Source organism: Sphaerospermopsis kisseleviana CS-549, from assembly GCF_028329225.1.
Lineage (GTDB): Bacteria > Cyanobacteriota > Cyanobacteriia > Cyanobacteriales > Nostocaceae > Sphaerospermopsis > Sphaerospermopsis kisseleviana.
Map to the genome: position 1 here is coordinate 1 of NZ_JAQMTI010000287.1, position 11,541 is coordinate 11,541.

The following is an 11,541-nucleotide window of genomic DNA, read 5'->3' on the forward strand; positions in this document are numbered from 1 at the left end:
GTACTAGCTTGAGAATAGCGATCGCCATATTCGATTTTGATAGCTAAAGCTTGTTGATAAAATTCCCATGCTTGGGCATATTCTCGCATTTCTTGGGCTACTCTTCCCAACTGGTGGTAAGTTCCAGCTGTTTCATATCTATCCTCATATTCGATATAGATAGCTAAAGCTTGTTGATAAAATTCCCGTGCTTGGGCATATTCTCGCATTTCTTGGGCTACTCTTCCTAACTGGTGGTAGGTACTAGCTTGAGAATAGCGATCGCCATATTCGATAAGCATAGCTAAAGCTTGTTGATAAAATTCCCGTGCTTGGGCATATTCTCGCATTTCTTGGGCTACAATTCCCAACTGGTGGTAGGTTCTAGCTTCGTTATCGTGATCATCTAATTCTTGATCAATTGTTAGACAGAGTTGATAATACTTTCTAGCTGCTGAAAAATGCCGTAAATTCAAATAAGCATTACCTAATTTAAATAAAACATAACCTTCACCATTACGGTTTTCTAATTCTTGGGCAATATCTAACCCTTGTTGATAAAAATTAATCGCTGTTTCAAACTTCCTTTCCTCACTATAAGCATCACCAATTTTATTTAAAACCTGACTTTTAAAATTTACATCTGCTAATTTTTCTGCAATTTGTAAAGCTTCCTCTAAACATTCCCTCGCTATTTCCGGTTGATGCTGACTAATATAAGCTGTTCCCAACTCCAATAAAATATTACCATACCTGCGTAAATTACCATCATTTACTTGCTCACAGGTAGGCTTATATTCCATTAATAACCGTTGTAAAATCCCAATCCTTTCTTGCTTTTCCGGTGGTTCTACTCTGTCAATTTTGATTTCAGCTTGCAGAGTTTGAGCAATGGCATTTTCTCTGGTTTTTTCTAAAGTTTTAAATCTAAACACACCAGAACGCCAAGCCCAAAAGTCAGGGGCAAATTTCGCTAATCTATTAATAGCGTAATCTGGTAAAATAAATAAAATAGGATGAGGTACGGTTTTTTTATAAGCATCCCGGACAAAATTTAAATCTTGTAAAACTGGCGGATATTCCCCAGAAAGACCAATAGATTTTTCTAAACCTTGAATAATTAATACTAACTTTTTATTTGCTTCTTTTTCAACTTTTGGCAATTCCTGAATAATTGCATCTCGTAAAAATCGCAAATTCGGATCGGGAAAATTGAGAGTTACAAACTGAACTTCCTGACATTTATAATCGGTTTTTAAAGCATTAATTAATAACTCTGCATCGGTAGGAAAGTTAATTTCAATAAATCCCAAAGTTAACTTTTCGGAAAAGTCAACGAAAGTCAACAATTCCGCAAAAATATCCTCATTCAAAGCGATAAATTGCCCCAATTCAAAATTAAAATCAGGCTGTAATTTCTGCCAGTGCTTGTCTGAAAAATTCATTTTGCATTACCACTGGGTTAGGATAATTCCATCGGTTATCACCGTTATATTCTAAAACCGAAGTATTAAACAGCATTAACTGTCCAATATCATCTTTACTCACATCTTTATTAATACAAACTTGCACTAACAATGGATAATGGTCATTGGGAATAAATCTTTCAAAACTAAATTGTTGTTGTTTGACAGCATAAACAATATCTTCAGCTTGAATTTTATCATGATCATTAGTGCTGGCACGTAAACAAGCAGCCCTCATAATTTGCATAAGTTGACGTACATGGCCACCACTAGCCTTTGCTAATTCTAGCAATTCATCACGGGAATTAAACACAGCATCAATATCTACCCTTTTTTCAATTAAACTAGCTAATGCCTCCAGTCCTGTTTGATTATCTTGTAAATGGGAACTTTGCCGATCAAATTGGTAAATATTCACCATTGGTACAATATGAGGATTACCATCAAACAAAGATAGGGGATTTTTTGGCGAACACAAAACCGAAATAGGAACTGTATAAATAATTGTACAATGCAGTTCTTGTAATTGTGCCGCATATTCAAAAAATAAATGATCTGCAACTCCAGGAGGAACACGATCTAAATTATCAAAAATAATTAGTAAACCCTTGTAGTCTGGATACTTTTTCCGCAATTTAGCATAAGCGTCATCTAGTAAAAGGTTAATATCTGCTTTAAGTCGAGAAATATCTTTTTCTAAAGTTTGACGAATAGACGTTTTTTGTTTATCAGATCCTTTAATCTGTGCCAATAACTTCACCATTAATTTAGCAATAAATGGCGCGTCTGCGCCCAAGCTGGCTTCTGATTCTACACTGACAGATTTTTCTACACTCTCTTCATTTTCTTGAGTAATTTCTTTAAACCAATTCTCAAAACTTTTTAATAGTCTTTCATCAAATTTTAACCCTAATTTCCGCAAAGTAAATTCAACTTGTTTAATGACTATTAAATATAAATCTGTGAAATTAGCATCATTAATATCTGTTTCTTCATTCACTTCTAAATAAATCACATGATAATTTTCCTCCCAGATATTTTGAATCCTTTTTAACTCTGTACTTTTTCCTGAACCACGATGACCGGTAAATAAAATAGTAGTGTAATTTCCAGCTTCCTGAAAATCCAAAATTGTACTTACACCCTTAACGGCTGAAGATTTTCGCACTGCTGATAAATCAACATAGTATTTTTCTATATCTGGACCTTCTAGCGGTTCTAAACTACAAGCATTATAAGCAGCTTTGAGAGTATTAGCACGTTGAAAATTAAGCTGATTCATAGAAATTTTTATTGATTTTATCATATCAATATAATTTTACAAGCCCAATATCTTAGCCTATTTTTAAAATAAAAGCAATATAGCAATCTTGAATTAAGCTGTTGGACATTTAACTTGCATATTATCTAAAATTGAAACTCTTGTGGGGTGGGCATCCTGCCCGCCTTAGTGCAAATTAAAGGTTTAAGCTGATGTGCAGCTAAACTGTATAATTAAAAAACCTGAAGTTACAGTAGCACAAGCATCTTGCTTATATTAATTATTCAAGTTAAAGGCACAACAAACAGCTTATTTATAAACACGAAAATACCCAACTTATTCAAGAAGTCAGAGATTTAAAAATATCATCATTTGTTATCCCTTAACTGAAAGGTATAGAAATATTGCCTTCTGCCGGATTTTGTCTATTTACTGGATATTTCATCCACTGATAAGCCACAAAAATCAACAATAACCCAATCAAAAATAAAAACACCATCAAAGCAATTTGATACCAAATAACTTGGGGTAAAAGTAAATCTAAAACTAGGTGGATTAAATTCATTACACCATAAAAAATAGTTAAGCCAAAATGAATAACTCGATAACGTTTATTTTCTGTAAATGTATTCCCAATAATTGCTAAAATCGGCAATATAAAGAAGCCTAACATTAACCAAAAAATACCCGATACTTCATTAAGTGATGTTGCTGGTTGGGATTCTACTACATCTAACCCGTGAAATAATGGCATTAAACCCAACTGTGTATGAAACAACGTACCTAATAAAAAAACTATCCATAGATTAATAATTTTTTGTCTATAATTAATTGCCATTTTTCTTGCACAATTACTACATTTTATAACCAAATTTACGCAGTAAATCATGACGTGATTTTATATCCTCATTTCCTTCTACACCCTTGGGTAAAAATCCATCAATCACACCAATAATACCCCTTCCTTGTTCGGTTTCTGCTAAAATTACTTGTACAGGATTAGCAGTAGCACAATAAATATTGCAAACTTCTGGACATTGTTTAATAGCATTAAGAAAGTTTATCGGATAAGCATCTTTTAACACAATTAAAAAACAGTGTCCAGCACTTATAGATTTGGCATTTTTAGTAGCTACTGTTTGCAAAGTATGATCATTGCCAGCCATTCTAATTAAACAAGCGGCGGATGCTTCACAGAAAGCAATACCAAATTTAACCTGTGAGGATATTCCTACCATGATTTCATATAAATCCTCTACGGTTTTGATAAAGTGAGTTTGTCCTAAAATCAGGTTACAACCTACAGGAATTTCTAAAGTTACGGTTTTTAGTTCCATTTTGGGTTACAATTTGATTTGTTAAGTGTAGCAAAGTATCAGTTTATGGAACGTCAAGCATTGAAAGAAAAATTACAAGTATTAATTAAGGAACTTAAAAAACAGGATGATGGTTCTCCTATTACTAATTTAAAAATTGACCCAAAGAAAGCCGCAGAAATAGAAAGTTTAACAGTTGAATTAGAAAATCTCAATCCCCATCCTCAACCACTCCAGAATGCTATTAATTTATTAAATGGAGTCTGGCAATTACAATACTCTACAGCTAGAGAAATTCGCGCTTTGGATTCTCTCCCATTAGGATTAAGTATAGGTAAGGTTTATCAAGTAATTAATGTTGCTGATGCACAATTTTTTAACCTTGCTTATGTCAAACATCCCCTAAAATTTATTTCAGGATATGTAAAAGTAACAGCTAGATTTGAACCTGATTTAGCTCAATCTAACTTACCAGATAAGCGAATTAATGTTTATTTTGATAAACGTTATTTAGCGATTGATAAAATTATAGGTGTTAACACTCCTCAACTAAATCCTTTTAAAGTTGTAGATGCTAAAGGTCCCAAAGGTAGAGTTGCAACTCTGGATATTACTTACTTAGATGAAACATTAAGGATTGGTAGAGGAGGTGATGAAAGTTTATTTATTCTCCAGAAAGCTAATGATTTACCTGATTTACAGCAGATTTTTTGACAATCTGCGCCCTCAAGGGACGCAGATTGTGGGTTCAAAGAGTCTACTTAGATTAGATTCCCAATTTTTCTAACATTGGTTTTGTGGAAACAATGTGACGTTCTAAACCCAGTAATTCAGGACTAACTCCTAAAGCCAAAGCAATTAATTGTGGTAAATGTAAAATAGGTAAACCTAATTTTTTACCAATCACCTTTTCTACCTCTGGTTGACGAGAATCTAAATTAAGATGACACAGGGGACAAGGTGTAACAATACAATCAGCACCACTTGATAAAGCTTCTTGAATGTGCATACCTGCCATTTGGAAAGATTCGGTAGTAGCATAGCTAGAGAGAGGCCAACCGCAACATTGGGTGCGTCCACGATAATATATGGGTGTTGCTCCTATAGCCCGAAACACATTTTCCATTGCTTCTGGTTGGAATGGATCATCATAGGGCATGGATTTTTGAGCGCGGAGGAGATAACAGCCATAAAAAGCTGCACACTTGAGTCCGCTTAACTTGCGGGTGACACGCTGGCTGATTTTGTCTAAACCATAATCTGTAACCAAAGCGTAAAGTAAATGTTTGACCTCTGTACTACCCCGATAAGGAGAACAACCTTCTTTTTCTAGTAAGCCATTGACTTGATGGAGATAAGCTGGGTTAGTTCCTTGGCATTGCTTGAGACGTTCATCAACATGACCAATCACACCTTGACAGGTGCTGCAATGAGTAAGAAGAGGTAGATTTAATTCTTCTGCTAAAGCTATATTCCGAGCGTTAACTGTATCTTCTAACAATTGAGAATCTTCTTTAAATGTACCAGAACCGCAACAAGCAGCTTTTTTAAGTTCAATGAGTTCAATACCCAAAGCTTGGGTAAGTGATTGAGTAGAGAGATAAAGCTCCCGACAAGCTCCTTGAGCAACACAACCGGGGTAGTAAGCGTATTTTAAGGTTTGAGATAGCATAAAATTAAGTTTTGTTTACAGGCGTAGCGATCGCCCTGGTAAGACAAATTTAGCAGTTTCATTATCTCCCAACATAAGGCAGGGGAGCAGGGGAGCAGGGGAAGCAGGGGGAAATTATTTGTATTTTCCCAATCACCAATCACCTTTTTCTGATAACTGTACTCAGGAACACCCTTTCCGATAAGATGTATATGCTCAAAGCAAGATTGCCCATCAAGAGCAGATCATGGCACATGGTTAAGGACTTTTATTTATGAATCAAGAAATTTTTAAACTGGTTAAAAAAGTTATCGTCGATCAACTAGAGGTTGATGAGGAGAAAGTTGTACCCAACGCCTCATTTACAGATGATTTAGGCGCTGATTCCTTGGATATTGTGGAACTGGTAATGGCTTTTGAAGAAGAATTTGATATTGAAATTCCCGATGAAGCCGCCGAAAAGATTTTAACGGTTCAAGAGGTAGTAGATTACATCGAGAAAAACGCTCCTTCTGACTGAAAAATTTCTGAGTCCTGATGAGCCAGTGCATTGATCAGGTAACGCAGTCCTGGGAAACTCTCCTGTCAGGGACTGCCTAGCCATCACCCTCAGCCAAATTGTAGCAACTAAATTTGCTCTGTGCTGAGTATGTATATTTCTGTGAAAAGCACTAAGCATAAATGTAATGCTGGCTCAGGACTCAAAACTCAACACTCTATAAATTGTTCTGCTTGCTGCTTTTTCGTCACCTTTAACTGAATCATGACAGACTATAAACGTAAACGCGTTGTTGTAACAGGTGTAGGCGCGATTACACCTATTGGTAACAATCCATCTGAATATTGGGAAGGACTGTTAAGCGGACGTAATGGCATAGACTACATCACAGCTTTTGATGCGTCTAAGCATGATTGCCGCATTGCGGGGGAAGTGAAGAACTTCGATCCGCATGAATACATGGAGCGCAAAGAAGCCAAGCGCACTGATCGGTTTGCCCAATTTGCGATCGCAGGTGCTAAACAGGCTATATCAGACGCACAATTAGTTATCAATGACCTCAACGCCGAGCAAATAGGTGTCATGATCGGTTCAGGCATTGGTGGCATTAAAGTATTAGAAGACCAGCAAACAGTCTATCTAAACAAAGGACCAGACCGCTGTAGTCCATTCATGATCCCGATGATGATTGCCAACATGGCAGCAGGATTAACAGCAATTCATACTGGTGCAAAAGGTCCAAACTCCTGTTCTGTGACAGCTTGTGCCGCTGGTTCTAATGCTATCGGTGATGCCTTTCGCTTAATTCAAAATGGATATGCCCAAGCAATGATTTGTGGCGGATCAGAAGCAGCCGTTACACCATTGTCTGTAGCTGGATTTGCCGCAGCCAGGGCGCTATCCACAAAAAATGATCCAGAAAAAGCTTGTCGTCCCTTTGACAAAGATCGGGATGGCTTTGTCATGGGTGAAGGTTCAGGAATTTTAATTCTGGAAGAATTGGAACACGCAATCAGTCGTGGTGCGAGAATTTATGCAGAAATGGTCGGCTATGGGATGACCTGTGACGCTTATCATATTACTTCCCCCGTACCTGGTGGTTTAGGTGCAGCTAGAGCAATGGAACTGGCACTCAAAGATGGTCAGCTGACACCAGAAATGATTACCTATATTAATGCTCATGGAACCAGCACCCCAGCCAATGATGTCACAGAAACGGCAGCTATCAAAAAGGCTTTAGGCGATTATGCCTATAAGATAGCAATTAGTTCCACCAAATCCATGACAGGTCATTTGTTAGGTGGTTCAGGAGGAATAGAAGCAGTAGCTACAGTTTTGGCGATCGCTAATGACCACATCCCCCCCACCATCCACTTGGATAATCCTGATGAGGGTTGTGATTTAGATTATGTACCCCACACCAGCCGCGCTCAAATCCTAGAGGTGGCTTTATCCAACTCCTTTGGGTTCGGTGGTCATAATGTCACTTTGGCGTTTAAGAAACATCGCTAATGGTGACTGGTGATTGGGGATTGGTGACTGGGAAAATACAAATAATTTCCCCCTGTTCCCCTGCTCCCTGCTCCCTGCTCCCCTGCCTCCTGCCTCCTGAAGTGACCCTGTGGAACATATTATATATATCATTCCCAGCTAAACCAAGGGTTTGGCATGACCAAATTATTAGCTCTATTCATCACCTAAAACTCAGAAGATCCCGCTTGTCCTTATGCTAGTAGGAATGGGATGATGTAAATTGTGGGATCACTTGATAATGAACCCAAAAACAGAAAGCTACAAAGAGTCCTAACCCGTCGTTAACAATAAAAAATTATGGCTGTTGCAACCAAATCCATCGAAGAACTTTGTATTAACTCAATCCGTTTTTTGGCTGTTGATGCCATAGAAAAATCCAAGTCGGGACACCCTGGACTACCTATGGGCGCTGCTCCTATGGCGTTTGTCCTGTGGAACTCCTTCATGCGGTATAACCCCAAAAATCCTAAATGGTTTAACCGCGATCGCTTTGTTCTCTCTGCTGGTCATGGCTCAATGTTGCAGTATGCCTTGCTGTATCTGATGGGCTACGATAGCGTTACCATAGATGACATCAAGCAATTTCGTCAATGGGGGTCTAAGACCCCAGGCCACCCAGAAAACTTTGTGACAGATGGTGTGGAAGTAACTACTGGTCCCTTGGGTCAAGGTATTGCTAACGCAGTTGGTTTAGCTTTAGCAGAAGCACATCTAGCAGCTAAGTTTAACAAACCCGGTGCGACAATTGTAGACCATTACACCTATGTAATTCTGGGTGATGGTTGCAACATGGAAGGTATTTCTGGTGAAGCTGCTTCGATCGCTGGACACTGGGGATTAGGTAAATTAATCGCCCTGTACGATGATAACCACATCTCTATTGATGGTTCTACCGATGTAGCTTTTACAGAGGATGTTTCTAAGAGATTTGAAGCCTACGGTTGGCACGTACTTCACGTTAAAGATGGTAACACCGATTTAGAAGGAATTGCCAAAGCGATCGAAGCAGCAAAAGCTGTCACCGACAAACCCACCATGATCAAGGTGACAACCACCATTGGTTATGGTTCTCCCAACAAAGCAAATACCGCAGGTATTCACGGTGCTGCTTTAGGTGCAGATGAAACAGCATTAACCCGGAAAAACTTAGGTTGGGATTATGCACCCTTTGAAATTCCTCAAGACGTTCTTGATCACACCCGCAAAGCAGTAGAACGCGGTGCTGCTTACGAAGCAGACTGGAAAAAAACCTTAACTGAATACAAAGCTAAATATCCCCAAGAAGCGGCAGAATTTGAACGTTTCCTCAGTGGTGAATTACCAGAAGGTTGGGATCAAGTTCTTCCCACCTATACCGCCGAAGACAAAGCACAACCCACCCGCAAACACTCAGAAATCTGCCTCAACAAACTAGGGGTTGTTTTACCTGAATTAATTGGTGGTTCTGCTGACTTAACCCACTCCAACCTCACCGAACTCAAAGGTGCTGGAGACTTCCAAAAAGGACAATTCCAAAACCGTAACATTCACTTTGGTGTACGGGAACACGCAATGGGCGCGATCTGTAACGGTATAGCCTTACATCGCTCTGGTTTAATACCCTACGGTGCAACTTTCTTAATTTTCACAGACTATATGCGGGCTGCTATTCGTTTAGCTGCGCTCTCTGAAGCTGGTTCAATTTGGGTAATGACTCACGACTCCATCGGCCAAGGTGAAGACGGTCCTACTCACCAACCCATTGAAACTTTAGCTTCTCTGCGTGCTATTCCTGATTTAACAGTAATTCGTCCCGCAGATGGAAATGAAACTTCTGGTGCTTACAAAGTAGCGATCCAAAAGTCTAAAGAAAATGCTTCCACTCTCTTAGCTTTCACCCGTCAGAACGTCCCCAACTTAGGTGGTACATCTGTTGATGGTGTGGCTAAAGGTGCATACACCATTGTAGATTGTGCTGGTACACCAGAAATCATTTTAATTGGTACTGGTTCAGAAGTGAGCCTCTGTGTAACTGCTGCTGAGAAACTAACCGCCGAAGGTAAGAAAGTCCGCGTTGTTTCTATGCCTTCTACAGACTTATTTGATGCTCAAGATGCAGCTTACAAAGAATCTGTACTACCAAAATCTGTTACAAAGCGTTTAGCGGTAGAAGCTAGTTGCAGTTTTGGCTGGCATAAATATGTTGGTACTGAAGGCGATACCGTCAGTATTGATAGCTTTGGTGCTTCTGCTCCTGGTGGTACTTGTATGGAGAAATTTGGCTTTACCGTTGATAATGTTTTAGCTAAAGCTAAGGCATTGTTAGGTTAATTAACAAAAGAATATTTCTCTTATTTTCTGGGGTGGGATGAAAATCCTGCCCTTTTTTTGTGTCTACTGGTAAGTACCCAAGCAAAATTAATTTAACTAGGACTTACGCATTGACAGGATCAACCAAATATGGTTTATGGGTTTCGGGCATTTTAACGTGATTTTTTAATTATTTTTGGGCGATAGCGAAGTGCTGCTGCAAGCAGTTCGCTATTGATCGGAAGTTAATCGCCAAAAGCCTGAAACGACGGATTCTCGTTTATTCACATCATGGTGAATTTGTACAGTGCGTAAGTCTTATTAATATCCTATTAACATATTGAGTGAAAACAAAAATGTCTGTATTCCTTACCTAATTATGAAAGAGATATTAAGTTTTATAATCTAATTTTGTCAAATCAGAAACACATTTGTCCTCATATCAGTCTGATATTTAGAAAGTTGTTTACAGAACAACTTTTGTGAAAAGTTTGTTATTTACTGTCACACCTTTGACAATATTTACAAAAGGTAAGTTATGAATCATCAAAAGTTCAAAAATATTGCTCGCAAAGCAACACCAGCTTTTTTGGCTGCTGCGACATTGACAATGGCCTCTGTTGGACCAGCCTTTGCTAATGAAAAAGTGCAAATTTTAGGGGCAGAATATGGTGGTAACGGTTGCCCTGAAGGATCTGCTAGTGTAAATGTCAGTCCAGATGGTCAAGAGTTAAGTATTCTCTTTGATCAATTTATAGCACTAGGAAATAATCCAGCACAGACACGCAAAAGCTGTAACTTAAGTATTCCCATTCAAGTACCCCAAGGCTTTCAAATTTCCCTCTATGATTCTGATTATCGGGGATATGTTGCTCCTGGAACAACTGGAAGACTAAGAGCAGAATACTTTTTTGCTGGTCAGCGTGGCTCTGTTTTTTCTAGGACATTTAGAGGCGAAACTGACTACAATGTTCAACATAAATTAGTGTCTGTGGGTGATGTCTGGTCAAGCTGTGGTGATAGTGTAAATATGCGGGTGAACGCGGCAATGATCGCTAATGGTCAAGGGATGGCGACTGTGGACTCCTTTGATCTTGCTCATCGTGGTTTGGTTTATCACATCAAATATCGCAGTTGTCGATAGAATATTTCTCTAAATAAATAGGGTTTGCTGAATAAACGCAAACCCCAAATAGTTTGAAGGTGGGGTGAAAATCCTACCTTTTTTGTTTTTGTGATTTGCAATACGAATTGACACTCTGCGTTCTAAAGGAGCGCAGATTCTTGATTCAACGTTTTCATATTCATTATTGCCAAAATTACCAAAAAAATAGTCGGCTTCAGCCGACTTTTGTTATGAGACTGGGAATTCATTCCCAGGCGGTTATTCATTTTCAAACAGTTATCTGCTATATAAAACCTAGACAAAACTAGACTTTACTTTCTACTTCAACGGGAGCATGGGAGCAGTTATCCCTCAGTAGACTTTCACGCCTTAGCCAGACGCGATTGTGTTCCAATTAAGTTTCTCAAAAAGACTACCACCA

10 protein-coding genes are annotated in these 11,541 nt (G+C 38.6%); 5 read left to right on the forward strand and 5 right to left on the reverse strand.

Features of this window, described 5'->3' with window-relative positions; translation table 11 throughout:
- The 4 genes from PN497_RS22715 to PN497_RS22730 form a co-directional block, all read right to left on the reverse strand.
- Positions 1–1,424 (reverse strand): tetratricopeptide repeat protein (locus tag PN497_RS22715; protein ID WP_272110889.1); only part of this gene is annotated, 1,424 nt, incomplete at its 3' end.
- Positions 1,384–2,727, reverse strand: coding sequence for a P-loop NTPase fold protein (locus PN497_RS22720; protein WP_096571664.1), 1,344 nt, complete (start codon positions 2,725–2,727; stop codon positions 1,384–1,386). The genes PN497_RS22720 and PN497_RS22715, both read right to left, overlap by 41 nt.
- Positions 2,728–3,088: 361 nt before the next feature.
- A complete protein-coding gene (locus tag PN497_RS22725) occupies positions 3,089–3,544 on the reverse strand; it encodes a hypothetical protein (RefSeq protein ID WP_096571665.1) in 456 nt (151 codons plus the stop codon).
- Between the two features lie 16 nt (positions 3,545–3,560).
- Positions 3,561–4,043, reverse strand: coding sequence for an adenosine-specific kinase (locus PN497_RS22730; RefSeq protein ID WP_096571666.1), 483 nt, complete (start codon positions 4,041–4,043; stop codon positions 3,561–3,563).
- Positions 4,044–4,088: 45 nt separating this feature from the next.
- Between PN497_RS22730 and PN497_RS22735 the strand changes: the two genes are divergently transcribed.
- Positions 4,089–4,736, forward strand: coding sequence for a PAP/fibrillin family protein (locus tag PN497_RS22735; protein WP_096571667.1), 648 nt, complete (start codon positions 4,089–4,091; stop codon positions 4,734–4,736).
- 52 nt (positions 4,737–4,788) lie between these two features.
- On the opposite strand, the gene PN497_RS22740 is transcribed toward PN497_RS22735, so the two are convergent.
- On the reverse strand, positions 4,789–5,694 hold the full coding sequence (locus tag PN497_RS22740; RefSeq protein WP_096571668.1) for a CoB--CoM heterodisulfide reductase iron-sulfur subunit B family protein: 906 nt from the start codon (positions 5,692–5,694) through the stop codon (positions 4,789–4,791).
- A 253-nt stretch (positions 5,695–5,947) separates the two neighbouring features.
- Here PN497_RS22740 and PN497_RS22745 point away from each other — a divergent pair, with 253 nt between their 5' ends.
- From PN497_RS22745 to PN497_RS22760, 4 genes are all read left to right on the forward strand, one after another.
- Entirely contained in the window at positions 5,948–6,193 is a 246-nt protein-coding gene (locus PN497_RS22745) for an acyl carrier protein (RefSeq protein WP_096571669.1), read from the forward strand.
- A gap of 243 nt (positions 6,194–6,436) precedes the next feature.
- Positions 6,437–7,684, forward strand: a complete 1,248-nt coding sequence (gene fabF / locus PN497_RS22750; protein ID WP_096571670.1) for a beta-ketoacyl-ACP synthase II — start codon at positions 6,437–6,439, stop codon at positions 7,682–7,684.
- A 318-nt stretch (positions 7,685–8,002) separates the two neighbouring features.
- Positions 8,003–10,015, forward strand: a complete 2,013-nt coding sequence (tkt, locus tag PN497_RS22755) for a transketolase (protein ID WP_096571671.1) — start codon at positions 8,003–8,005, stop codon at positions 10,013–10,015.
- 517 nt (positions 10,016–10,532) lie between these two features.
- Positions 10,533–11,138 carry a DUF4360 domain-containing protein gene (locus PN497_RS22760; protein WP_096571672.1) on the forward strand — a complete coding sequence of 202 codons (606 nt, stop codon included), beginning with the start codon at positions 10,533–10,535 and terminating at the stop codon, positions 11,136–11,138.
- Positions 11,139–11,541: the final 403 nt, after the last annotated feature.

Coding starts and splice junctions, on each gene's coding strand:
- PN497_RS22745 (WP_096571669.1), top strand. CDS start 5,948: ATGAATCAAGAAATTTTTAAACTGGTTAAAAAAGTTATCGTCGATCAA.
- tkt (WP_096571671.1), top strand. CDS start 8,003: ATGGCTGTTGCAACCAAATCCATCGAAGAACTTTGTATTAACTCAATC.
- PN497_RS22740 (WP_096571668.1), bottom strand. CDS start 5,694: ATGCTATCTCAAACCTTAAAATACGCTTACTACCCCGGTTGTGTTGCT.
- PN497_RS22720 (WP_096571664.1), bottom strand. CDS start 2,727: ATGAATCAGCTTAATTTTCAACGTGCTAATACTCTCAAAGCTGCTTAT.
- PN497_RS22725 (WP_096571665.1), bottom strand. CDS start 3,544: ATGGCAATTAATTATAGACAAAAAATTATTAATCTATGGATAGTTTTT.
- PN497_RS22730 (WP_096571666.1), bottom strand. CDS start 4,043: ATGGAACTAAAAACCGTAACTTTAGAAATTCCTGTAGGTTGTAACCTG.
- PN497_RS22735 (WP_096571667.1), top strand. CDS start 4,089: ATGGAACGTCAAGCATTGAAAGAAAAATTACAAGTATTAATTAAGGAA.
- PN497_RS22760 (WP_096571672.1), top strand. CDS start 10,533: ATGAATCATCAAAAGTTCAAAAATATTGCTCGCAAAGCAACACCAGCT.
- fabF (WP_096571670.1), top strand. CDS start 6,437: ATGACAGACTATAAACGTAAACGCGTTGTTGTAACAGGTGTAGGCGCG.